The sequence below is a fragment of the Paenibacillus sp. 1A_MP2 genome (genome assembly GCF_052244825.1).
Lineage (GTDB): Bacteria > Bacillota > Bacilli > Paenibacillales > Paenibacillaceae > Paenibacillus > Paenibacillus vandeheii.
On the sequence record NZ_JBQQCS010000001.1, the window covers coordinates 3,930,157 to 3,953,907 of the forward strand.

General features: G+C 44.8%; 21 protein-coding genes and 2 pseudogenes. 5 read left to right on the forward strand and 18 right to left on the reverse strand.

Going from position 1 to position 23,751, the window contains the following annotated elements; all coding sequences use genetic code 11:
* Positions 1-199: 199 nt before the first annotated feature.
* Complete coding sequence (locus ACTWJ7_RS19335) at positions 200-1,516, reverse strand: hemolysin family protein (protein ID WP_443145779.1); 1,317 nt, start codon at positions 1,514-1,516, stop codon at positions 200-202.
* An 871-nt stretch (positions 1,517-2,387) separates the two neighbouring features.
* On the opposite strand from ACTWJ7_RS19335, the pseudogene ACTWJ7_RS19340 reads away from it, so the two are divergent.
* A pseudogene (locus ACTWJ7_RS19340) lies at positions 2,388-3,751 on the forward strand (alkaline phosphatase).
* Positions 3,752-3,913: 162 nt separating this feature from the next.
* Here the strand turns inward: ACTWJ7_RS19340 and ACTWJ7_RS19345 are convergent.
* The 8 genes from ACTWJ7_RS19345 to ACTWJ7_RS19380 form a co-directional block, all read right to left on the reverse strand.
* Positions 3,914-5,428: a sigma-70 family RNA polymerase sigma factor gene (locus ACTWJ7_RS19345; RefSeq protein WP_443145780.1), complete on the reverse strand. Its 1,515-nt coding sequence runs from the start codon at positions 5,426-5,428 to the stop codon at positions 3,914-3,916.
* Between the two features lie 272 nt (positions 5,429-5,700).
* Positions 5,701-6,222, reverse strand: coding sequence for a spore coat protein GerQ (gene gerQ, locus ACTWJ7_RS19350; RefSeq protein ID WP_443145781.1), 522 nt, complete (start codon positions 6,220-6,222; stop codon positions 5,701-5,703).
* 18 nt (positions 6,223-6,240) lie between these two features.
* Positions 6,241-6,663, reverse strand: coding sequence for a cell wall hydrolase (locus ACTWJ7_RS19355; protein ID WP_063563952.1), 423 nt, complete (start codon positions 6,661-6,663; stop codon positions 6,241-6,243).
* A gap of 158 nt (positions 6,664-6,821) precedes the next feature.
* Positions 6,822-8,507, reverse strand: coding sequence for a hypothetical protein (locus ACTWJ7_RS19360; protein WP_301878567.1), 1,686 nt, complete (start codon positions 8,505-8,507; stop codon positions 6,822-6,824).
* Between the two features lie 203 nt (positions 8,508-8,710).
* Positions 8,711-9,460: an SDR family NAD(P)-dependent oxidoreductase gene (locus ACTWJ7_RS19365; RefSeq protein WP_301879531.1), complete on the reverse strand. Its 750-nt coding sequence runs from the start codon at positions 9,458-9,460 to the stop codon at positions 8,711-8,713.
* A gap of 184 nt (positions 9,461-9,644) precedes the next feature.
* Positions 9,645-10,037 (reverse strand): DUF2500 domain-containing protein, encoded by a 393-nt coding sequence (locus ACTWJ7_RS19370; RefSeq protein ID WP_024632039.1) that lies wholly within the window; start codon positions 10,035-10,037, stop codon positions 9,645-9,647.
* A 218-nt stretch (positions 10,038-10,255) separates the two neighbouring features.
* Positions 10,256-11,491, reverse strand: a complete 1,236-nt coding sequence (locus tag ACTWJ7_RS19375; RefSeq protein WP_301878568.1) for an exo-alpha-sialidase — start codon at positions 11,489-11,491, stop codon at positions 10,256-10,258.
* A 19-nt stretch (positions 11,492-11,510) separates the two neighbouring features.
* Positions 11,511-11,879 carry a hypothetical protein gene (locus tag ACTWJ7_RS19380; protein ID WP_301878569.1) on the reverse strand — a complete coding sequence of 123 codons (369 nt, stop codon included), beginning with the start codon at positions 11,877-11,879 and terminating at the stop codon, positions 11,511-11,513.
* 257 nt (positions 11,880-12,136) lie between these two features.
* Here ACTWJ7_RS19380 and ACTWJ7_RS19385 point away from each other — a divergent pair, with 257 nt between their 5' ends.
* On the forward strand, positions 12,137-12,583 hold the full coding sequence (locus ACTWJ7_RS19385; RefSeq protein WP_301878570.1) for a hypothetical protein: 447 nt from the start codon (positions 12,137-12,139) through the stop codon (positions 12,581-12,583).
* A gap of 43 nt (positions 12,584-12,626) precedes the next feature.
* Positions 12,627-13,079 carry a hypothetical protein gene (locus tag ACTWJ7_RS19390; RefSeq protein WP_079344579.1) on the forward strand — a complete coding sequence of 151 codons (453 nt, stop codon included), beginning with the start codon at positions 12,627-12,629 and terminating at the stop codon, positions 13,077-13,079.
* A 488-nt stretch (positions 13,080-13,567) separates the two neighbouring features.
* Here the strand turns inward: ACTWJ7_RS19390 and ACTWJ7_RS19395 are convergent, their stop codons facing one another.
* Positions 13,568-14,062, reverse strand: a complete 495-nt coding sequence (locus ACTWJ7_RS19395; protein ID WP_079344578.1) for an RrF2 family transcriptional regulator — start codon at positions 14,060-14,062, stop codon at positions 13,568-13,570.
* A 200-nt stretch (positions 14,063-14,262) separates the two neighbouring features.
* Between ACTWJ7_RS19395 and ACTWJ7_RS19400 the strand changes: the two are divergent.
* Positions 14,263-14,903, forward strand: a pseudogene (locus ACTWJ7_RS19400) (FMN-dependent NADH-azoreductase).
* A gap of 382 nt (positions 14,904-15,285) precedes the next feature.
* On the opposite strand, the gene ACTWJ7_RS19405 reads toward ACTWJ7_RS19400, so the two are convergent.
* The 5 genes from ACTWJ7_RS19405 to ACTWJ7_RS19425 all read right to left on the reverse strand — a co-directional run bounded on the left by ACTWJ7_RS19405 (position 15,286) and on the right by ACTWJ7_RS19425 (position 18,169).
* Positions 15,286-16,158 carry an IS3 family transposase gene (locus ACTWJ7_RS19405; RefSeq protein WP_301878573.1) on the reverse strand — a complete coding sequence of 291 codons (873 nt, stop codon included), beginning with the start codon at positions 16,156-16,158 and terminating at the stop codon, positions 15,286-15,288.
* Positions 16,159-16,259: 101 nt separating this feature from the next.
* On the reverse strand, positions 16,260-16,424 hold the full coding sequence (locus ACTWJ7_RS19410) for a hypothetical protein (RefSeq protein WP_443145782.1): 165 nt from the start codon (positions 16,422-16,424) through the stop codon (positions 16,260-16,262).
* A 123-nt stretch (positions 16,425-16,547) separates the two neighbouring features.
* A complete protein-coding gene (locus ACTWJ7_RS19415; protein WP_301878576.1) occupies positions 16,548-16,757 on the reverse strand; it encodes a hypothetical protein in 210 nt (69 codons plus the stop codon).
* 135 nt (positions 16,758-16,892) lie between these two features.
* The gene (locus ACTWJ7_RS19420) at positions 16,893-17,906 is read right to left on the reverse strand and encodes a WD40/YVTN/BNR-like repeat-containing protein (RefSeq protein WP_443145783.1); all 1,014 of its coding nucleotides are present in this window, start codon (positions 17,904-17,906) and stop codon (positions 16,893-16,895) included.
* A 44-nt stretch (positions 17,907-17,950) separates the two neighbouring features.
* Positions 17,951-18,169 carry a hypothetical protein gene (locus ACTWJ7_RS19425; RefSeq protein WP_443145784.1) on the reverse strand — a complete coding sequence of 73 codons (219 nt, stop codon included), beginning with the start codon at positions 18,167-18,169 and terminating at the stop codon, positions 17,951-17,953.
* Positions 18,170-18,481: 312 nt separating this feature from the next.
* Between ACTWJ7_RS19425 and ACTWJ7_RS19430 the strand changes: the two genes are divergently transcribed.
* Positions 18,482-19,411: an L-lactate dehydrogenase gene (locus tag ACTWJ7_RS19430; RefSeq protein WP_094939858.1), complete on the forward strand. Its 930-nt coding sequence runs from the start codon at positions 18,482-18,484 to the stop codon at positions 19,409-19,411.
* A 346-nt stretch (positions 19,412-19,757) separates the two neighbouring features.
* On the opposite strand, the gene ACTWJ7_RS19435 is transcribed toward ACTWJ7_RS19430, so the two are convergent.
* The 3 genes from ACTWJ7_RS19435 to ACTWJ7_RS19445 form a co-directional block, all read right to left on the reverse strand.
* On the reverse strand, positions 19,758-20,690 hold the full coding sequence (locus ACTWJ7_RS19435) for a tyrosine-type recombinase/integrase (protein ID WP_301878580.1): 933 nt from the start codon (positions 20,688-20,690) through the stop codon (positions 19,758-19,760).
* Positions 20,691-20,717: 27 nt separating this feature from the next.
* Positions 20,718-21,791, reverse strand: coding sequence for a hypothetical protein (locus ACTWJ7_RS19440; RefSeq protein WP_301878581.1), 1,074 nt, complete (start codon positions 21,789-21,791; stop codon positions 20,718-20,720).
* A gap of 323 nt (positions 21,792-22,114) precedes the next feature.
* Positions 22,115-23,554, reverse strand: coding sequence for an amino acid permease (locus ACTWJ7_RS19445; RefSeq protein ID WP_079344571.1), 1,440 nt, complete (start codon positions 23,552-23,554; stop codon positions 22,115-22,117).
* Positions 23,555-23,751: the final 197 nt, after the last annotated feature.

Consider the following 23,751-nt stretch of genomic DNA (forward strand, 5'->3'; position numbering starts at 1 on the left):
TGATTCTCGCGTGAAAGTTATACGTCCCATCATCAGCTACCTTGACGGGCTACAAAATGGTTCGTCCCTATGTTCCAATACTCAGGAACCTGCTGCCTGTAACCATTAAAGGGCAAAACAAAAGCCGCACAGTGAAATCATCCACCGCACGGCTTCTCTATAGATCGGAATCTCCTGTCACCCAAAAATGATACCTTGATCAGGCTCCTTCGCCTTCAACCATCAGTTCCAGCTTAATCACATTTACACGTGAAATCCGCTTATGCTCGGTCTCTTGAATAACAAAGACATATCCGCCATACTCTACCGACTGCCCCACTTCTGGAGGGATGGCCTCTACTCTGGAGTATAACCAGCCGCCAATCGTATCATAATCCGCCCGGTCCATATCCAGCCCAAAGCGCTCACTAACCTCTTCAATCAGCATAAGGCCGTCAATGGAGTACTCCATCTCATCCACTTTCTCAATGGAAGGACGTTCTTGGTCAAATTCGTCCTGAATCTCGCCCACGATCTCTTCCATGATATCTTCCAGCGTCACAAGGCCGGAGGTTCCTCCGTACTCATCAATCAGGATGGCAATCTGTGTCTTGCTGCGCTGCATCCGCTTGAGCAGGTCACTGATCGGGGTAGAATCGGGTACCGCTAGAATCGGTCGAATCACCGAAATAGTATCTGTAAGCTGTGACCGCATCAGGTCTTTAATGTGAATAAAACCGATAATATGGTCTTTGTCACCGTTATATACCGGATAACGGGTACGCATGCTTTCACTAGCGATTTCCAGATTTTCCAGCATGGACTGATTGGCATTCAGGCAGATCATTTCCGTCCGCGGAATCATAATTTCACGGGCGGTTGTTGCCGTAAAATCAAATATATTATCAACAAGCGCCAATTCAGTATTGTCAATTAAACCGCTCTTATTGCTTTCTTTCATCAGAATGCGTATTTCATCTTCACTATGCGCCGAGTCATGTTCCGAGGCCGGTGCCATGCGAAACACTCTCAGCAGGCTGTTCGCCATGCCATTCAATGCCCATATAAAGGGATACATTAATTTGTAAAAGAACGTAAGCAGCGCCGCAGACCATAACGTAATCGTCTCTGATTTGCGGATTGCCATCGTCTTGGGAGCAAGTTCCCCGAGTACAATATGCAAAATTGTAATAATAACAAAAGCAATCGCAATGGAAATCCCGTGTACGTATACCGGACCGATTCCAAATGCAGTAAACATGGGCTCTAACAGGTGAGCAATCGCCGGCTCTCCCAGCCACCCGAGTCCAAGTGAAGCAAGCGTTATGCCCAATTGGCAAGCGGATAGGTAAGCATCCAGGTTGCGTACAATATTGGAAGCATACATCGCATTTTTGTTGCCTGTTTCCACCAAAGCTTCAATCCGGCTGCCACGAACTTTGACCATCGCGAATTCTGCCGAGACAAAGAAACCATTCATCAATACAAGCAAAGCAATTAAAAATAAATTTAATATACTCGGTAAGGGGTCACTCAAATTATCATCCTATTCGCCGTCATTCTTCGGCAAATAGGTCCACCTCCTTCGAAAATGTAGGATATTTGCCATTCTGCCGCTCATATGCAGTTTCAACTTCCCAATGCGTTCACCTCCACCTTCTTCTGTCGAATAACAAGGATATGCTTCTTTTATTATATAATTCTACACTACACAGTCAATCCGTGTCCTATGACAACGAAATGATGCTTACGGGCTATTTCGTTAACAAATGTACCGATTTCGCAGTTTTTTTTACGTTTTACTAATAAACATATGCATCTTCTTGCTTATAGTTTAACCTTTTTCTTACGCTCAGATGATAAATCAGCTATATACTTCCAATTAGAACAACAATTTGATTTCGGAGGTATGCACATTGAAAATTAATCATGCAATGAAATGGAACGCGTTGCTGCTTAGTGCAGCTGTCGCAATTACAGCAGTGCCTTGGCAAGTTCATGCAGAACCCCTTTCTTCACAGCAACAGACGGCACCTGCCGCATTTACCATTCTGCCTATTGACCGTGCTCAGATTCTGGCAGGACAAAAACTGGATTTCCGGGTTGAATTGAATGGGGCCAAGCTGAAATCCGGGGATATCAAAATCCAGATTAATGGTTTGTCACCAGACAAATACTTCGGTAAATCCGGTACATGGACAAGCAGTAACGATCTGAGCACAGAGTACACTATTCGGGATGTTACCTTTCATGAGAGCGATTCCATTGTGGTAACCGCCGAAACGACTGCTACAGGTAAGCGCACATATTCACGGGTCGTATACCAAGTGTTCGATCCTTCCAAAGATACAGCCACACTGACAAATGGTGAGCAGGCCAAAAATGTCGTTCTGATGATTGGTGATGGCATGAGCGCGAATATTCGCACCGCTGCTCGCGTGGTATCCAAGGGCATTCACGAAGGCAAATTCAATGGCTGGCTGGAGATGGAACAAATGGAGGCCATGGGTATGGTCACCACGTCAGGTATGGATTCCATCGTCACCGATTCGGCCAATAGTGCTTCCGCTTATGCAACTGGTCACAAAACGGCTGTCAATGCCGAGGGTGTCTACCCGGACAATACGCCAGATCCTTTTGACGATCCAAAGGTGGAAAACATCGTCGAGCTGGTCAAACGGACACGTGGCATGGCTACCGGCCTTGTAACGACTGCGGATGTAACGGATGCCACACCGGCAGCGATGGCCGTACACACACGTAAGCGCGGGAACAAGAAGCAATCGCCAGCATGTATCTGAATGAAGCCAACCGACCGGATGTTATTCTGGGTGGTGGACTGGAATGGTTCCTTCCAGCGAATGATGGTGGAAAACGCAAAGATGGACGTAATATTGTGGAGGAGTTCAAAAAAGAAGGATATACCTACGTTACAGATGCAACGAACTTGGACAAGTCCGCCTCTACCAAATCATTGCTTGGCTTATTCCGCAAAGGCAACATGAACGTATATTATGACCGGGAATATACTCAGCCTAACAACGCAGAAATTGTAGGCAAGGATACGGATCAGCCAACGTTGATGGAAATGACCGACACTGCCCTCCAGGTGCTGGAGCAGAATAAAAACGGATTTTTCCTGATGGTCGAAGGCGCATCCATTGATAAACAGGCTCACACCATGGATTTTGAACGCTCGATATGGGATGCGATTGAATTCGATCAAACGGTCGGTCGTGTTAAGGCCTACGCGAAGGAACATCCGGATACGCTCATTATCGTTACATCAGACCACGGTCATTCCCTTACGCTTAACGGAACGTATAACACGGAAGCTGCCAAAGGAAAATCAGGCGACGAGCTCCGTGAATTGATCGGCACATATGCGGATTCCAAATTTCCGACATATGTGGATGAAGACGGCGATGGCTTCCCGGACAACCCGGACTCCGAGTGGAAAATTGCTGTAGGCTGGGGCAATATGCCGGACAATAATGAGGATTATCTTGCCAATCCGGTGCCAATTAGTCCCACCATTCAGGACCCTAACGTGAAGGACAAAACCTGGTATATCGCCAACCCGGATAAGGATCCGAACGGTGTGCACTATACGGGTAACCTGCCTCATGATGAAGGCCAGGAAGTACACACATTCGACGATGTGCCAATCAATGCCTCGGGACCCGGGTCTCGTCTGTTTACCGGTTATCTCGATAATACGGATGTATTCCGCAAGATGGTAACCGCATTGAAGTTGGATGCATCCAAGTAAAAAAAGGTTGAGTAAACAAAGAGTATCCTCGCTCATGTTCAGGCATGGCGGCGGGATACTCTTTTTCATGACGCTATGGATGACAATTGGACAGCACGCTTATCTGCTGCTCTACGGCTTCTATTGCTTTGCTTTTATTCTGCTTCTACTGCCATCTCACCTCTACAGGATCACTATGGTCTCATTAACGGTGTCCCAGCGCCAAGGCGTGTCATTTCCTTCACCAATCTGAAGACCACCAATCCAGGACTTATCATTTCTTAACAGTGTCCAATCTACTTCTTCATTCAGCACCTGAACACCCAGATCGGTCAGAGACAAGACACTGTGACGGAAATCGTCATGCTGCTGCTGAAAATCAGGAAACGCTTGTACACCGCTTAATTGAAGTAATGCATGAGGTTCCTCCGTCATTCTCTTCAGATGAGCCCAGTACTCCAGATCACCCATTCCCAGAATATGCAGTTGGTCTCCAACATGCTTGAACAATGGATAAGGGCTGTTCACGCCCTCTCTCACGGCCTCCAGTGTGGATTGCTCAATTGTGCCCAATCCGTTCGATACAGAAGGCAGACGGGACAGGTGGGCCTTGAATGCAGCATGTGCAAAAGGGAGCACCGATGTGTTTTTCAGCAAGTAGTCCCTATGATCCTGAATGTCAGATGATGCATACGCTGTCCAAAACTCGCTACCAGCATGGATTTCCTCTGCCCCCATCACGTGCCAGGTACCTGATAAACGTCCGATCTGTGATGGTGTGAGTTGCCCCAGGCCCCGAAAATGTTCAATATCCGGATAGGCATCGATACATAACAGATTCAGCTTCGTGTCACGTAGATCCTTTTCCTTGAAATAGTGCAGCAAGTACGATAGCATCGCCTGATCGTAGAGATCATACTCAAACCACAGAACGATCTCTTTGTATTGATGGAATGATTGTAACGTTTGCTCAAGTTCCTTAATTTTCAAATATTCAGTCTGTGGTATACCCAAGTGCTGCTCCAAACACTGTGCACGTTCACTTCGTGCCGTCTCATTCCCCATTTCTCTCGTTAACGGTCCAAATGTATAGAGCTCTCGCCAGACCAGAATCTCACCTTTAATCCCGCTTTGTCTTAATCGATCTGCCGCATGGTCACCATTCATAATGTGAAGCATCCCTTTTCCTCCTTCATATAGATCACTAAATACTGAAATTACATCCGCCACAGGCAGTGAACGTCTGAGCCTGGACCTGGCATCATACAGCCGTTTTTTAAGCGCCGGAACGTTGACCCCGAGGTATTCCGACATTTCCTTGAGTGAATAGCCTTGAAAGTAAAACAGTTCAACCGCAAGCTGCATGGAAGATGGCAAAATCGAAATTGATTCTCGCAGGAGACGATGCACCTCACCTTTCAAAGCCTGTTCTTCAGGATTATGAGCCTGATCCTCTTCCTGGAATAGATCCTGAATTTCCATAACCGGAACAGTGGCATGTTGTTTACGCCTGAGCTGACGATAACACTGTCTCTCCACAATGACTTTGAACCACCCGGGAAAAGCATCCGGATTGTCCAGCTTGGACAGATTGGCAAAGGCCTCTGTGAACGCCTCTTGAACGGCATCTTCGGCCAGGAACATGTCCTCTAATTTTTGATAGGCGACAGCCAGTGCCATTCCGCGAAATTGCGTCATCAGCTGTTCGTAAGCCTCGGCTTTCCCCGAATTGCTCCATCGATCAAGTTCTTCAATGTGTTTGCTCCTTCCTTTGTACTTGCTGCATGATGTATTTATCTTTAAGTGCCCTGATCTGAGAAAAAGGTTACTTTCAACTGTGTTTTTATTTTATTTAAATTGATGTTCTATATCATAATATAGGAAAAGCCGTCCCGTTTGCGGAATAACATCCACATTCGAGACAGCCTGTGTAGGGTCATGTTATATTATGTTTTGTTTTTCGCTACAGATTAGCGTCTGCTTGGTTGTTGCGGATAGTTCCCGATCACACCTGGATATTGATACAACAACGGCTCATCGAATGTAGCGTAGTCGAAGTTGACCATCAAAAGTATAATCCGTTTTCCATTGTTCGGGTCACTGATAATGATATGGTCACGACCAGCTGCTTCCAGTATGCCTTGGAAAATACGGGCGTTCCACTCTTTGTTACCTTCGTAAGTCATGTAGAATGTTCCACATTTGCCCAGGTTGAGCCGCAGGATATTTTCGATATAGGACTGTTCAAACTGCGGCGCAGTTGTTGTTACTACACCACCCGTTGGAGTCATTGGGGCACCGCTAGATACGAGCGGAGGTACGCCGCCTGTGGAGCTAGGTGAGACCATGCCTGGTGTTGGCGACATCATGGGCATACCGTTACCGATTTTATAAGACGTTCCTTGCACTTGCGAATTGGCCTGTTGGCCCATAACTTGCGAATTGGCCTGCTGGCCCATAACTTGTGTTTGTTGATAAGGCTGATTAATCATTGTGATTCCTCCCAAAATTTAATATACGGTTGGACAGTCTTCGCCTGTTGGACTGAAGAAACAATGCGCCTTGAAGCGGCCTGTATTTTGCTGGTCATACCAAGTTGGTGGACATTCTCCCACTGGACGGAAAAACCACAGAGAGTTGCTGGCTGGCCAGAAGCGTTCGCCATTAATGACACGCTGTGCCAGGCGTATTTCCGATTGTCTTGCCCGTTGGTAGAAGTACCCTTTTTGCGTGGACTCGAAGCCACCCGGATTCTGAAATACCATTCGATTAATATCCCGAATATCACCGAAATCCAAGCAATCACCCAGCACCCGGTTTACACCTACATTGCCTACAAGCAGCATGCCTTGTTCGCCGTCACCTTCAGCCTCCGCTCTCATCAGCCTAGCGAGCAGCTTGACGTCTTCCGAGTTGGCTTTAATAACAGCCATATCCTGTTTCCTCCCTTGTTGAACCTCTCATCACCGTATATCGTATTGTGCAGACGCCCATTCGGTGACACAATTTCACATTTTGTTATAAAAAAAAGCCCGGAACCTCACCCTATGTGAAGTCCCGAGACAAAACATTTCCTATATAACCTGCCTATTCAGGGCTTGGCTTGAATCCAGTAATCGTAAGCATGAACAATATTGCCTTTGTAGGCTTTATACTCGCTCAACAGATCTGGAAGCAGAGCGAGCTGACGTTCCATTTCCGCTGCTCCTTTATCATAAAATGAAATATGTCTGCCTTCAAAATTCTCTTTCATCTCCACCGAGATCAAAAGTGATTTACCCAGACGGTCCGCGATTTTCATTTCCTGACTAACGACGTCCGCAATTCCATTGGAGCCTTCAGCAATGTTACGGAATGCCATTAGAGATACGTGATCCAGTGTTGTGATCATGTATTCACTGACAGACATGTCTTTCCCCGGTAACGGGAACGTATCGAGCCAAACGGCCAGATCGGCACTCGTTTCCAGATCACTGTCCTTTTTCGTCTCATCATGGAAATAAGCAATATTGGCCGCCCATTCGGTCAGCAATGTATCCCGATCATATTCCCATTCAGGTAGGGTGTATGGCTCGATATCAAGATGGATGCCCTTAAAACGTTCATCCGGTTCAGATTCAGCATTATAATTTTTCACATAATCGATCAAGCGCTGTATCCGTGGCCGGTTCTCCTTTTTGCCCCAGATCGGATGGCCACCCATGGCATGGACCTCAATCCCTTGAGCCTGAGCACGTTTCACAAAACTGCGATAACTGGAATACGGTTGATCCAGATCAAGCCTCACGTATAACCAATTAATGTTTTGCGCTTTGGCGAACTCCAGAATGTGGTCTCCCCCGTCATGCGTAACCTGAGAAGCTTGCCAGATGTAGGTTCCCCGAATTTCCGGTTGATTGGTCGGTTTCTCGGGTTCAGGCTGTTCCTCTGGCTCCAGCTGCCCCCAGTACACGATGTCATGCACAGCCGAACCTGCGTAGGAAGCATGATTCGTGAATGCCGAGGCTACCTCCTTTACCACACTCTCCAATTGCGTTGCACCTTTGCCGGCAAACGTAGTGAACTCTTCCCCAGGCATCGGCTTGGTGTTTACCCCAACGGTAATAGAACCATTTCTGGCGTCGGCCCATATCATTTCCTGTTCTACCAAACGTATAATTCCATTGTTTCCTTGCGCACTATCACGATAAGCGAGCAGCGTAATATGATCAAATTGCCCGATAAACCAGTGTGACAATGACTCGTTATCCGCATCATCAGTCGTTCTGCTGCCCGTCACGGTGTAAGAATCCAGCCAAAAAGGCAAGTCAACATTCACTTCAACCGCCCCGGCCTGGTTCACGTTTTCCTGTAATAGCTTCATATTGGCAACCCAGGATTGCACCAGCGGCTTGGCATCTTCTTTCCACTGTGGCAGTACATAGGGCTTGATATCCAGGTGTATGGCGTCAAATCGCTCTTCCGGCTCTGCAGCCAGATTATAATTGCTCACCCAGGACGCCAGCTTGAGCATCGGACCTTCACGACCACTCACTGCCCAGGACGGATCTCCTCCAAGAGCTTCAACTGCAATTCCAGCCTTGCTGGCTTTGGATATAAACGTATGATAGACCTCCTGTGACAGATTCATATCCACATTCACATACAGCCTGTTAATCTTATGTTTAGCTGCATTCTCCAGCAGCTCATTTCCTCCATCACTGACAGACTTGGCCTGCCATACCCAGGCTGCTCGTATATCTGCGTCAGCATCAGCAGTAGATTCAAAGCCTGTCATTATAATCCCTCCAATCAGCAGTAATAGCCAAAACACTTTCCGGGATGAGTTCCCGAACATATTCTCCTCCATTCCTGTACTGTGGTAAAATCACATTTATTATAGCAACCGAGTTATCAAAAACAAATAAGCCCAAGTGCTTAACTTGGGCTTATTTCTGCTATGTTTTCAAAAGTTTACAATCGACCGGATAAATCCCGGTACTAGTCCTCATATATCATTTTTCGAGTCATGCCCCCGTCAATAATCAGGTTGGTCCCCGTGACAAAGGTATTGCTTGGATCGGACAAATATAAACAAGCGCGGGAGATATCCGAAGGAACGCCCACACGTCCTGCCGGGTGTTGTTCATGGTCCTCTGGCTTCAATTTCTCAACATTTCCTGTCTCAATCCATCCCGGACTGATACAATTGACCCGAATTCGGTCCTTGCCCAATGAGACCGCCATCGCATGTGTCAACGCCACGATCGCACCCTTGGAAGCGGCATAGGCCTCTGTTTCCGGCTCTGACATAATCGCACGTGTTGAGGCCATGTTCACGATTGCCCCACCATTTTCGTTGTGCTTCATATGTTTGGCCGCTTCCCGGCTTGCGAGAAAGCAACTTCGCACATTTGTATTGAGTATATCGTCCCACTCTTCCAGCGTTAGCTCATAGGGAGACTTCCATCTGGAAACACCTGCATTGTTGACGAGCACATCAATCTGTTTAAATTCGTCTATTGTAGTTTGAATGAGATTCGTTATATCCTTCTCTTGACGTACATCACACTGGACAAAAATGGCTTCTCCGCCTTCATTACGAATGGAAGCTGCCGCCGCTGCCCCTTCCGCTTCCTGATAGTCGGCAAGTACGACTTTAGCCCCTGCAACCGCATAGGCCTCAGCCACGCTTCGCCCGATTCCCTGGGCTGCTCCAGTCACAACCACGACTTGATCTGTAAATGACATCATCATTTCCTCCTCTATTGAGATAGTCCTTTCATCATATAAGTTTACATACAACTCACTGATTATGGACCATAAAATTGAACTAAGTCTCTTCTTATATAAATACACGTTAGCCCCATTAAGAAACGCTTGTCCCTAAAAGAAATTAAAAAAGCTTACGCCACTGTGGCGCAAGCCAGCCGGTTTATCCGCGTACACGCTCTGAATACAAACGATTGTAGCGTTCAAAGCCTACATAACGCGTTCCCTTGAAAGAGAGTCGACCTTCATCTCCCTCAGCGCACAAGCCGTACTCATCACCATTCACCTTGAATTCGAGACGATCTCCGCTCTCCACTTCAAAAGTGATGTAATAAAGCGTACGGGCTGTACTTCCTGGTTCGGAGTGCGACTGACTCATCTGTATCCTCCTGCTGGTAATACGTGAAGGTACGGTAAGCAGAGGTTCTGAGTTATTGCGGCCCCATCTCCATACTTCTTTCCCTACCGACAGCAGAACAATACCTATAATCAGGACAAATACTACCGGAAAGACGGTTCCAAAAAAATCAAACATCCAGGATGATTCAATGCCCATATCTCTCCCCTCCGTTCATCAAACCTAGGACAGCCGGAGTCTTGACCCGTCTTCTGTAATATATATGCGCATGAACAAGGAAATTGTTATTTGGAGTTCAAATTAACCGGGGATAAAAAGACTATTCCAGTTTTCGTTATTCAACAGATAAAAATACCCAGTCCATTGAACCAGGCATCCTCTGTTTTATTATTTTTTTGGAGAGATAGCTCCTTAATTCAGGTTCCGAAATATACATCCAATTTTCCGGTTGGTGGCGTGGTAGCCATCCAAACAGCGGCAAGATTGTCTGGTGCAGAGGTTGCAGCAGTAATATAATCCCCAATAAGCACAGTAGGTACGGGTGATATTCCATTGGGATTAAACGAAGTCGTAGTCAATCTACGATTGGTAAAGGTAATCCCTCCATCAAAAGACTCTGCAACATATACATCCAATAAAAAACCGTCAATACGATTGGAGTAATATATAACCCTAATTGTTCCAGCAAACGGAGATACGGTGATCGATGGAAAGAAATTTTGTGAACCTGCTGGTGCTCCTGTAATACTTATAGGATCGGACCATAACAACCCATCCGGAGATTGGCATAACAGTACATCTGTGTAGCCATTTCTGGCATCATTCCACACAGCGTAAACTGTCCCGCTGTTAGGTCCGACCGATATGTCTGCTCCTAGACTCAGATTGGTCTGCACTCGAAAAGCGTAATTCGGTACAGGTAATGGGGATGGGGCTGGTACAACGGAGGATATGAATGTAGATTGTCGATTTATAGGTGGTTCGTAGTTAATTCCACCGTTATAAGAGATACGTAAAAGGGCAGATGGGCTATCGGGACCAGTGACGATATATCCGGCATAGACCTCTCCAGAGAAACCAATTGCAATTGATGAGCGATCATGGATTCCCCTCGGATCGGATAAACGATTAGGGGGTTGTTCCCAACTCGCTCCCTGATCAAGGGTTCTCTGGACAAAGGTTGCAGAAGATGTCGTTGCAAGCGGAGTGTAACCTACATAGGCATTCCCTCGATAAGGGCTCCCGGGAGAACGATCTACGGCAATGTAAGGTTCATCGTTATGAACAACGGTTCCGTAACCTCTTTGCACAATAACTGGCGCAGCCCAAGTTTCTCCGTTATCTACTGAAGTATAACTTACTATGGTACCATCTAAATCGCCGTTAAATACGTGTGCAGTTACAATAAATGTGCTTGGGAAGGTGTAATCTATAGTTGGAGCTTCCGCACCTGCAAATCCCGCAGGCAAAGGAAGTAATGATGTGGACCAGGTATTTCCCGCATTCAAGGAACGATAAAATCCAATTAAGGTCGGTCCGCTACTTGTATCCACTGCAACAACACACATGATATTAGTATCCAGCGTATTGACTGCAATTGAAGGCTCGAATTGGCTACCACCCAAAGCTCCTGTAATATTAACAACGGCCAACGATATCACCTTCCTTTTATTATGGAATATTAGTAAATCGGTCTATTAACGACATTTCTGACTGAAGAACACGTTGTATGACCTGACCTGTAGAGTCGACGCCGTAAACATTAATAATTGTACTGGTCGCACTGAAATAATCGCTCTGGATTTCGTAAAAAGCAGCATTGGTAAGCCCATAAATTAAACTTCGAGTGGCTTGAGGAAGAAGTTGAAACAAATCATGTCCTATAGGTATCCGCATGGATTGTGTTGTGTCCCATTTAAAAACTTCAATCTCAATATTAACTGGGACATTAAGCGAGTCGTTTATACAAGTGACAATAATCTGAGTCGCCATATTCATACCTGTTGGTGAGTTATAGAGCAAGCCTGTTGAGTTTGGCAATAGAATAACTCTCCTCTCAGAAAATGATCTTGTCTATATACTATGATTGCATACTATATGAGTGCATGGCATTGAAAGAAATAATTAAAATGAAGAAAAGCCCATTATTCTAATTCCCTATAGAATAGACACTGTAAAAAGTCTATCCGCAGGGTGTTTTTGTTTAATAGTTCACAGAAACTTCTTACCACTATGCGGACAACACTTTCAATCTAGCTACATATGATATTCAAAATAATAGATTGGAGGAAAAAACTATGGTTCGTACACATGATGCCAGAACCTCTTTAGGATCCAACGGAGTTAATCCGCTTAATGTCCCCCTCGCTCAGAACACGCCCACCTTGGTAGGCATACTAGGACTTAATATTTCAAATCCAGGGACATTGATTCGAACTCAATTTAATGGCACATATCGAATTTCGGTGGCCAATTTGTCTTCCCAACCTTCTTCAATATTGATTGAAATTTTCAGAGGCTCCACCCATACAGGCACGCCAATCTATGTCGTTTCTCAACCTATATTCCCAGCTGAAGCTAGCATATTAGCAAGTTTTGAAGGCTCCGATTATAATGTCTCCGCCCCACCGTCTGGACAACTTATCTATTCTTGTTATTTGACATTTGTTCCCGTGTCACCAATGGAGCAAGCCACACGTGTTGGACCAGAATGCTTCAATGCGGTCACTTACAGTGACGATTAAATCTGTTTAGTACCGGATCTCATCTGAGAAAGGAGGGCATCCCATGGTTAAAACATTAGATGCAAGGACTTCTCAAGGTTCCAATGGTCAGAACATTGTTACTCCAAGCTTTACCAATGGAGTCCCGCTCTTGTTTGCACAGGTAGGCCTGCAAGTTAGCAACCCGGGAACATTGATTCGAACTCTTTTTTCGGGCATCATTGAAGTCACAGCAAATCAGCTGCCTGTTAACGGGAATCTCGTCATAGAAGTATACCGAGGGTTAAGCAGTTCACAACAGCTTGTTTATCGTGCGGGTACAATCGTTCTGTCCAACCCATTTTTTAGTCCTTGCGTATTCAGATTTAGCGGTTCGGATTATAATGTGATGCCACCAGGGAATGGTCAGCTTGTCTATTCTGTGTACGCTACATTCACCTATAATCCAAGTTTCAATGTTAGTAACTTGCGCCTGGGTCCCGAAAGTTTCAATGCTACAGTTTATTCCGATGATTAATATAAATTTCTCAAAATAATCGTGGATTAATTTCAGGTTCAATGTCAATCTTTGAATTCATTAAACGCCATTAAGGAGGGCTAGAACTCAATAGCTCTCCTTAATGGCGTTTGTTATTTAGCAAACAAATTCCTTACTTAACTCTATGTCTTTTCAAACTTCCACCCCCAGTGTGGATGCTTTGATCTTAATTGGTTCGCACTTCAACCTTCTATATGTGCTATGGCTAACCCCATCTCTCCGCAACTAATATAATCGAACTCTTCCTCGTTATCCAGGTAACACCTCCAAAAACAACTTCGTCAATAAGAGTCGTACCTATAGACGAAGCTATAAAGTGTATGTTAAAAGGTCTCAATGTTATTGTCTATGTAATTTTTCATATAAAAAAAAGCCCACTATTGGTGGTATTATCCCCTTTAAGTGCCTACTTCAAGGGGATAATACCAGAGCATCGCAATCAAAGGTTTTTTAATTACTTATTTGTTTTATTTCCCAAAATATTCTTGACTATCTCTTCGCGATTTTTCAGGAAGTACACGGTTCAATTCACTATTTAACCACGATAGGGTTTTACCTCGAAAGAACTCTCGCATATAACTTTCTCCCTCAAGCATAGTTACATTTATAGTGCAAGATGGATTGGTGGAACATGAAGAACACGCTTGATCATCACGATATGAATAATGATTCCTCAAGATATTTTTACACTGAAATATAGGTTTTACTCCTTCTACCGCCTCTATAACATCCCAAAATGAAATTTCTTCAGCAGGCCTAGCAAGTTTATATCCTCCCTTTACGCCTGGCACAGAACTCACGATTCCAACTTTAGACAATTTCCCAAACACTTTTGAAAGATAAGTCTCAGAAAGACCTTGAAATTCGGAAAGTTCTTTAATTCCAATACTATCTGTTGTTGGCGCATCTACTAAGTAAACGAGACTATGCAGAGCATACTCGACCATAACACTATACTGCATATATAATCTCCCACTTTCAATTCTTTTTTATTTCCTTCAAAAACAATATTATAAGCATCTGAAGTAACTTTGTAAAACTACCACCTAAAAATAACCAATTCGAATAATTTGACAAAAGATTGTGAACGATATATATTAGCTACTGTATTAATCGTCGATTAACTTTGTCGACAATAAAACAAACTATTGGGGAATATCTTATGAGTAAACTTTTAGTTATCAATGCACATCCTTTAGTAAATTCAACGTCTTCTTTCAGCTTAAATGTATTTAATAATTTTTTAAAAACATATAAGGAGAACAAAGCTAAAGACGAAGTCATCGAACAGATTAATTTGTATGAAGATGTTATACCTATGATTGATAAAACAGTTTTAAGCGCCTGGGCAAATCAGCTAAAGGAGAAGCGCTATCTACCGAAGAGATAGAAGTTACTGTACGTATGAACGAAATACTTCAGCAGTTCAAAAATGCCAAGAAATATGTCATTGTTTATCCACTTCACAATTTCAACGTTCCCTCAAAGTTAAAGGATTATGTGGATAATATTATGATTGCAAGAGAAACGTTCAAATACACAGACACAGGTTCAGTTGGTCTACTCAAAGATGGAAGAAGCATGGTAGTCATCCAAGCCAGTGGATCCATTTACACAAATAACGACTGGTACACTGAAGTCGAATATTCACATAAGTATTTGAAATCGATGTTCAATTTCATCGGTATTGAGGACTTTGAAAGCATCCGTGTTCAAGGTACAGCTATTCTTAACCATGATGAAATCCTTCAAAATGCATATAAAGAAGTAGAAGTAGCTGCCAAGTTACTAGCCGCTAAATAAATGGAGATGGAGTTTCCAGTTTTGTATAAATTACTTATGCAAAATATGCCCGGAAAAAGGGCGAAACTGAACAGCGGGTTTGATTGTAGCGAAGAAGGTCCCATTAAGCACTTTACAAGAAGTAAGACAGCTCTTCAGTGAAAAGGAATAAGTTGATTTGTTCTTATTAATCAATCAGATCAATAATTAAGAATTGATTTGCTATCCAAAGGGTACAATTATCGGACAAATTTTTCAGGCGGTTGCTTTTGCCAACCGCCGATTCACTTATTTGAGTTTCACCCTGTGCTGCATGAAATGTGATTTTATAAATAAAAAAGCCACCAATTGGGGTGGTCAAGACCCCATTTAGTAGACTTTAAAAAAGAACCTAGGCCGCAAACTAGCGTCGGTACTCTACCGGCGTCAGTTTTTTTAGTTTCCGTTGTGGCCGTTTTCGGTTGTAAAAACGGATATATTTTTCGATTTTGCTTTGTGCTTCGCTAAGCGTTCGGATATGATAAGGATAGAGTCCTTCCGTTTTGAGATGCGAGAAGAAACTCTCCATCGAGGCATTGTCATAACAATTTCCTCGGCGAGACATGCTGATTCGGGCGCCAACCTTTGGCAGCATGTCGTGGTAAGCATGAGACGTGTACTGGAATCCTTGGTCGCTATGAACGACCAGTCCGGTCACGTCTTTTTGCTTCGCAAACGCCTTGCTGAATGTGCGAAGCACCAGTTCATTGTCGTTGCGTTCGCCTATTTCGTAAGCCACAATTTCGTTATTAAACAGATCCTTTATGGCTGAAAGATATATCCAGCGCTCTCCCACACGATACTGGGTAATGTCCGTTACCCATTTCTGATTCGGTTTTTCTGCACTGAAATCTCGCTTCAAGAGGTCCTCTGCTACACGCTGCGCAGGTGTATACGAGCTGCTGGAGCGCCGTTTACGACGGATTCGAGATTGAATACCGAGCATTTGCATCAGGCGGAGCACCTTTTTGTGGTTCATCCAAATCCCCTGATCTTGCCAAAGGAACAACTGGAGCTGCCGATAACCATATTTGCCTTCATATCGTTGATACGTTTGAAGCACTTGTTTCTTCGCCTTTGCGTCGCGATCGAATCGTTTACGTTTTACATAGGCATAAAATCCACTCCGTGACACGCCAAACACATTACAAAGTTTCTGGATATCACCGTATGCCGCTACTTTTTCTATGATCTGAAATCTTTCTTGTTTGCTTCCTCCTTCCAGATGACCAAGCACTTTTTTAGCAACTCATTCTCCCGTTTCAGTTTTTGTACAAAGCGGTCTTGATCCAAGTATTCTTTACGTCGACCTCGCTGATCCATCAGTCCAAACTCACCTTATTCCCGATATTTTCGCATCCAGCGCTTCATTCGTCCTGGATCATGAATCCCCAGATGTTCATTAATCTTTCGATAAGTCCACCCCTCAACCGTATGCAAACGAATAGCCTCATTTTTTATCTTCTCCGAATACGTTTTAAACTTTTGTCCCTTAATCGCCACAAAAAAATACACCCCCTAGAATTTCATCGGCTAAACCCAGGGGTTTTTCCAATGTCTATTCTAAGGGGTGCACTTCAGGGGCAAAACGTTGATATATCAGCTTTTTTTGATCTGTTTTGATAACTAAGCGTACATCAGGTCCATGTATCCGCGTGTTACTTCTCCACCATCCGTCTGTTCAGGTTCATCTGCCTGTGCATATTTTGTCATGCAGGCTTTGACTTCTTCCTCGGTTGTACAACGGTTGGCATCATCACATGTGTAGCATAATTGGAGCATGTATCTGGTTAACTCGTCCGCCTGCGTGAATTGAGCTTGTTCATTCGTTCTCATGTTCATCACTCCCATCTCTTCTTGAATTCAATATAACATCATTTGAAGGGATTTATTGTGATTTAATTCACAAAGTAATTAAAATGAAAAGAAACCCGCAGGTTCCTCTTCAAAAAGCGTTGTAATTCAACGCAATTATAGTACTTTCCAACGTACTCCACCGTCCATGGTTTGTAGCAACAGTGATCTTTTGGCATCCGTATTTTCGACCAAAATCCAGCCTAGTTTCGAAGAAACCATCTGGAGCTTGACGATCTCCGGGTAGTCTTCGAGAATGTTTTCCAATACTTTACTTACAGGAAGTGCCTTCCAGGTTTTACCTGAATCTTTGGTGTAATATGTCTTGCCTTTCTGCATGACCCAGCCTTCCAAGGGGTTCAGAAATGTAGGAGTCAGACCACGATTGATTCCGGTTTGTTTATTCAGACTGAACGTTGATAATTGCCAGCTCTCTCCGCCATTGGTTGTGAAAAACCCGTTGAATTTGGTACTTTCCCCCTGAGAACAGGATAACGACATCCAGGCTGTCTGGGCTTCCCGACCAAAAAACTGCGGCGAGCTAATGTTAAAATTACCACACCCGTTAAATTTGTTTCGGTCAAAGAACGACGGTCCAGCCTTCCAATGTTGGCCACCATCAGATGTAACATACAATTTCGGTGTACCGAACTCCAGAGCGGTCAAGAACCCGTGATCCGAATCCGAGAAAGTCATGCCTGTCGTATAACCCCGTGTAGGAATCTCTGCAGATGCTGGTTTGCCGTCCTCGTCACTCGACGTCATCTGATTCCAGGTAATACCGCCATCTTCGGTAACATACAATTTCTTGTCTTGCTTGCCAATCGAAGTATCCACTGTGGTCAGTATCCAGCCTTTTTCAGGAGATACAAATGTGATGGCAGTCACCTTATCCGTCTTCGACAAGGAGGACAGGCTCCAGCTTGCTCCTCCGTTGTTGGTCCGGAGAACCATCGTATCGGTTCCGCCCATTCCTTCACGAACAATCCATCCATGTGTACTGTCAACAAAATAAATGCTTTGTCCATATTGCGGGTTCGCCGGAAACTGTACGTTTTCCGAAGGTGAGATGTTAATCCAGGTACTCCCCTGATCCTGAGTATAATACAGACGCAGGGCATTCCGCGTCACTCCCCATGCTAATCCGCCGTTCCCGTTCAGCAGCTGGAAATCGGTTAAACGGGTCTGAATTTGATATTTTGCTGTATCCGCAGCTTGTGTACTGTTTGCAGGGGGACAACAGTTAATGTCTGGCCCATATTCCCGTTATCTTCTTGCTCCTGTGGCGGCTCTGACACCTGGGGCTGTTCCGAAACGGTGCAAGCCGCCAGCAGAGCAGCTATACCGATAGACAGCAGTACTGTCTGCGCGATTTTGATCCATTGCGAACGCAAGTGGTTTCCACCTCTCTCAAACAATAAGCAGGCGCGCATGCCTGTCCATTCATGTTGTTTTTACGATTCATCTGAATCCACTGCTCCTATTCTACCACAAACGATGTCGAAAAGGATCATCTCCACTCTCTGGAAGGTGAAAGCGATCTTTTGGCTGCACCTGCTTCTTCTGCGAAACGCTAACCAGGTTTTCGACGAAATCTTCCGCAAATAGACATCAAATGTGAGAAAGTTTATAGACGCGGCTCGCTTTTCACACGCTTATCCCTTAATATGGATGGAAGTATACCCCAAAAAGGAGAGGATATGAAAATGGTAAACAGTGCAGCGCTCAAACCAAGTCGTGTCGTTATTGTAGGCATGGGTGCGGTGGGAACAACAACGGGATACACGCTGATGTTAAGACAGCGTTCGTCCGAGTTGGTATTTGTGGATGTGAATCATGATAAGGCTACCGGCGAAATGCTGGATATGAACCACGGACTCCCATTTACCGGAGGCGTCAAAGTATGGGCAGGCGATTACGCGGACTGCAAAGACGCAGATATCATTATTATTACTGCCGGTGCTTCCCAAAAACCAGGAGAAACTCGAATTGATCTGCTGAAGAAAAATGCAAGCATTTTCAAAGAGATCATTGAACGTATTACCGAGGTGAATTCCCATGGAATTCTGTTGATTGCTACCAACCCTGTAGATATTTTGTCCTATACTTCGTGGAAACAAAGCGGTTGGCCCGCTTCGCGTGTGATTGGTTCCGGTACGTTACTAGACAGCGCACGTTTCCGTTATCTGATTGGTAAAAACAAAGGCATTGATCCACGCAGCATTCACGCTCATATTATTGGAGAGCATGGTGATTCCGAAGTACCGGTATGGAGCCTTGCTAACGTTGCAGGAACCGACCTGGAGCTGGATGAAGAAACACAGCAGGATATCTTTGACCGGACCAAAAATGCGGCGTATGAGATTATTAATGCCAAAGGTGCTACTTCCTATGCAATTGCGCTCGCCTTGGACCGTATCGTGGCTGCTATTCTGGGCAACGAAGGCTCCGTACTGAACGTTTCCACATTGCTGGAAGATTATAATGGTGTATCCGATGTATATCTGGGCGTTCCATGTGTAGTTGATCGCAATGGTGTGCGTGAAATTCTGCCACTTCCATTGAATGAGACGGAGAAAGTCGCTTTCCAGGCCTCCGCGAACAAATTGAAGGAACAGATTGCCGGACTGGAATAAATCCAAATCCTGGATTTTGACTTAAGGTTGTATAACTAAAGGACCACTTGTATCTTCCTTGCGAAGATGCGAGTGGTCCTTTGGTCTTAATGGAAATATGAATTTAAGTTTACATAATGATTATTCCGTCAATAAAAAACGAGGTATTGAACTAAACATTTACACGTTAACGGAGAGGACAGAAATAACCTGAAGAAGCGGAGCGTTCGCCTTTATCCATGGATTCCCCCTTTATATAAGGGATTCAAAAAAATCTAGGGATAACAGCGATCGGAAGGTTGTTCTGTCATCGGAGTGGCAAGTGGAATTATTCTTTAGTTCAATATATATAAACGAAGCTTACCTTTTACATATCAGCCACAAACGCAGGAAGTTTGACATCCAGCAAAGCCATCGCTTGCTCCTTCTCGCGGCTGGTTACATGAGTATATACTGTAGTGGTCTGAATGGAGGAATGTCCCAGCAGCTCCTGGACCGTTCGCAGGTCTGCTCCGCGTCTAAGCATCATGGTCGCGAATGAGTGACGCAGTTTGTGACTGGAATAGTTTATACGCTGATTGGAGGCGGATTCCTGCTGAAAACGTTCAAAGGTTTCCGTCGATATGAGCTGAATACTGCGAATCGACAACCGTTTCCCTTTTTGCGAGACGAACAATGCCTCTTCCTTCGCCCGCCACGGATCCAGACGCTCCTGAAGAGCTTGGGATAACAGGTCAGCAACCGTCTCAGGCACAGGGAGTGTACGCCATTTCCGGCCCTTACCGAACACATCCAGCGTACGCCGTTCCACATTATAGTCTTTGCAATTCAAGGCATGTACCTCTCCGACCCGCAATCCCATGTATCCCATTAACAGAAAAATAGCCAGGTTTCGTGTACGGTACTTTCCCTCGACCGATTGCAAAAATCGTTCCAAACCGTTTTCGTCAAGAAAGACGGGGGCACGGTTTTGCTCGGTTTTGGACTTCTTGATCCCGAAAGCGGGGTTATTGGTCACCAATTCAAGTTCAATTAATGACTTATAAAAACAGTTCACAGCTGCGTGTTTCCGATTCCGCGTCGAATCACTCACCCCGCGTTCCCGAGCTCGGGACAAAAAGGATAACACATGAAGCTTTTTAACCTGTTCCAGTGACTTTCCATTAATAGAGACGAGAAATTCAGCAACGTCCCCTGTGTATGATTTTACCGTATGTTCCGTGTACCCTGCATCTTTCATCCATATATGAAAAGCTTCAAGCTCATCGGCGTATTGCTCCTGAATCTCTTCGGTCAACATCTGTGTTCGTCACCACACTTCTATTTATTAATCTACAATTACGACATCGATTAGTGGGGTAATCGCCTCGGGCTGTCCTTTACTACGAGTGAGTACAAATGAAGGCAACGGATTCTCATGCAGTCCATTCACAGATTCACAGATCTGAACATACAGATCCATACGCAGCGTCTCTCCTTCACACGCAACCTCGATTACAGGCCATTCTTTCTTTGAACAGGATGACCAATCAGCCAATTCGTTCACGGGCACGATGCTTAATTGTTTACTTTCGGGATGTACACGGTATATTCCCGTGGCCTGAGGTTCATCACCCAGCTTGTCTATCGAAAGTTTGGCTCTGGAATCTTCATCCGGGGCCGAAAAAATTGAATAACACCATGGCGTAACTCCCCAGACAATCGCCATTAGACCTTCTTCCAGCAAGGTGTCCGAAAGGTCGCCCTCACCGAATTGTTCAATCAGATTATGGTTTCCAGAACCGATCAGCTCTTCTACACGCTTCTCCATACGAGGCAGATCTGCGAGAATGAAGCCACCCCTTCCGTAGGAGTCAAATATATGATTCTCCCGTGTCCATACAGCTTCCGGTGCTGTACTCATCTGCGCAGCTTCGGCTGGAAACAGACAGATCGCTACGGTTACGACCTGAGCATATTTCACCATGGCTTGCTGCTCGGGCTCCAGCTGCCCCTCTGCAATACGTGGTGTTTTAATGTGCAAGGAAATTCGCAGTTCGTATTCTCCTTCTGCAAAATCAGCCCAATTCAATATGATCGGATGATCTATTCCTTCAATAGGAGCGAGTGAACATGTACTGTTTGGTCCCAAGGCAACCGTATATTGTACAAACCCCAGCTCTTCTCCATATACGATAATGGCATCTTGTCGATCCAGCGGTGTATCCATATGTTGCGCAACAACCGACACTTTGCGTCCATCCTTCAAACGACGCTGCGGATCCAGCTCTAACTGAAATACGTTCTTGTCTTCTGGGTGTGAAATGATTAGCTTTGTTTCAGCAAGCACGGATGAGCCAGCCAAAGCAAAGCCGAAATTCGAATTTCGGTGATACTGATTGATATGTAATGGTGTGTCCATGATACATCCCCTCTCCTATGTCTGATGGCATGTCACACCCCCAAATATATGTCATATTTGCCCTGACCGCAACCCTGTTTCCGCTGACAATGACAGATCTATCACGTATTAGACACCCATAGCTCTCTCTATCCATCCCTGCTTTCTTTCGTAATGCATGATCTGCTTTTACAGAAAAAGCCCCATACCACGTCGCTTTGGCGACGCAGCATGAGACTAATTTCAGCTAACTACATTTACTATAAACCCAGTTATCGATAAATTTAATAACTCATCACGATGTCTCCCACGATGTTTCTACAATGTGGCTTAAGCTATGACTTCTACTTTCTTTTTGTTATTTTGAACGTGTCCGAAATTCGCCGTGCCGGATTCAAATGACTGTGATGGCGACCGTAGGCAAAGTAGATGATTAAACCAATAATTAACCAGCCAAAGAACGTAATCCAGGTCAGAGCCGCAAGACGTGTCATGAGATACATACAGCCAACAGCGCTCAGAATAGGGATCAGTGGAACGAAAGGCACACGGAATCCTCTTTTCAGTTCCGGGTTGTTTTTACGCAGCACGATAATGCCCAGACTCACAACCGCGAACGCAAACAGTGTCCCAATGTTGGTTAACTCCGCCAAGTGGCCAAGTGAGATGAAACCCGAGAATAAAGCGACGATGATCCCAGCAACCCAAGTTCCCATAGCAGGCGTTTGGCTTTTGCCACTGACTTTGGAGAATACCGGAGACAATAGACCGTCCCGTGACATGGAATAAAGCAAACGTGTCTGACCATACATCATAACAAGTAATACAGTGGTAATCCCTGTAATGGCCCCAAGTGAAACAATCCATGACAATCCTTTCAATTGAACAAATTCAAAGGCAAAGGCAACCGGATCACTCACATTCAGCATGTGATAAGGTACAATCCCTGTCAGAATCAAAGATACAACAATGTAGAGAACGGTACAGATCGCAAGGGACGCGATAATACCGATGGGCAAGTCCCGTTGTGGACGTTTCACTTCTTCCGCGGCTGTAGAGACAGCATCGAAGCCGATATAAGCAAAAAACACTGTTGCCGCCCCTGCGGTTACCCCTGACATTCCAAACGGAAGGAACGGCTGCCAGTTATCCGGCTCGACATAGAATACACCCACACCGATAAAGATCAACACCACAATAATTTTAATCGCCACCATGATTCCATTGGCACGTGCAGCCTCTTTTACGCCTCGGGTGAGCAGGAATGTAATAATTAACGTAATCATCGCTGCGGTGATGTCAAAATAGGTTCCCTTTTCCGGATTAAATGCACTGGTGAGCGCATGTGGTAATTCCAATCCGAATCCGGACAATAACGTTTGAAAATATCCTGACCAACCACTGGCCACAGCCGCACTCGCAAATCCATATTCCAGAATAAGATCCCATCCGAGAATCCAGGCAATGACTTCACCAAAAGCGGTGTAGCTATATGTATACGCACTTCCCGAAGCAGGCACACTGGATGCAAACTCGGAGTAACACAATGCAGCGAAGGCGCAGATTATACCTGCCAGCAGAAAAGACAGTACCAGACCGGGACCTGCATATGTTGCAGCAGCAACACCTGTTAATACAAAAATTCCCGTACCGATAATCGCTCCTACCCCGAGAGTCATCAGATCTAGGGGGCCCAGTACCCTTTTCAAAATGTTGCTTTCGTTATCACCGGTGGCAATCGGCTTTTTTCTAAATAGGGAAGATCGATTCTGGTTTTGATTCATACACAGTTTCCTCTCGTATTGAAAATGATGAATGTGTCTCTTTACTTCAGATATTTTTGTTGGGTTCATCTGTTCTATGAAAAAGTCGTTTGTTCTATCTTAACGACCAACTATAAAAAACTATCGATTTCTACACTTTGTCGCGTTGCTTTGTTAAATTAAATCATAGTATATTTTGTGCGTTACAGACGAAATTT

Excerpts from the sequence above, each read along its gene's own strand:
- ACTWJ7_RS19440 (WP_301878581.1), bottom strand. The coding sequence starts at position 21,791 with ATGGACACACCATTACATATCAATCAGTATCACCGAAATTCGAATTTC.
- ACTWJ7_RS19365 (WP_301879531.1), bottom strand. The coding sequence starts at position 9,460 with ATGTCATTTACAGATCAAGTCGTGGTTGTGACTGGAGCAGCCCAGGGA.
- ACTWJ7_RS19385 (WP_301878570.1), top strand. The coding sequence starts at position 12,137 with ATGGTTCGTACACATGATGCCAGAACCTCTTTAGGATCCAACGGAGTT.
- ACTWJ7_RS19355 (WP_063563952.1), bottom strand. The coding sequence starts at position 6,663 with ATGGCTGTTATTAAAGCCAACTCGGAAGACGTCAAGCTGCTCGCTAGG.
- ACTWJ7_RS19415 (WP_301878576.1), bottom strand. The coding sequence starts at position 16,757 with ATGAGAACGAATGAACAAGCTCAATTCACGCAGGCGGACGAGTTAACC.
- ACTWJ7_RS19430 (WP_094939858.1), top strand. The coding sequence starts at position 18,482 with ATGGTAAACAGTGCAGCGCTCAAACCAAGTCGTGTCGTTATTGTAGGC.
- ACTWJ7_RS19395 (WP_079344578.1), bottom strand. The coding sequence starts at position 14,062 with ATGCAGTATAGTGTTATGGTCGAGTATGCTCTGCATAGTCTCGTTTAC.
- ACTWJ7_RS19360 (WP_301878567.1), bottom strand. The coding sequence starts at position 8,507 with ATGACAGGCTTTGAATCTACTGCTGATGCTGACGCAGATATACGAGCA.
- ACTWJ7_RS19345 (WP_443145780.1), bottom strand. The coding sequence starts at position 5,428 with ATGACGCAATTTCGCGGAATGGCACTGGCTGTCGCCTATCAAAAATTA.
- ACTWJ7_RS19370 (WP_024632039.1), bottom strand. The coding sequence starts at position 10,037 with ATGGGCATTGAATCATCCTGGATGTTTGATTTTTTTGGAACCGTCTTT.
- ACTWJ7_RS19445 (WP_079344571.1), bottom strand. The coding sequence starts at position 23,554 with ATGAATCAAAACCAGAATCGATCTTCCCTATTTAGAAAAAAGCCGATT.
- ACTWJ7_RS19390 (WP_079344579.1), top strand. The coding sequence starts at position 12,627 with ATGGTTAAAACATTAGATGCAAGGACTTCTCAAGGTTCCAATGGTCAG.
- gerQ (WP_443145781.1), bottom strand. The coding sequence starts at position 6,222 with ATGATTAATCAGCCTTATCAACAAACACAAGTTATGGGCCAGCAGGCC.
- ACTWJ7_RS19435 (WP_301878580.1), bottom strand. The coding sequence starts at position 20,690 with ATGTTGACCGAAGAGATTCAGGAGCAATACGCCGATGAGCTTGAAGCT.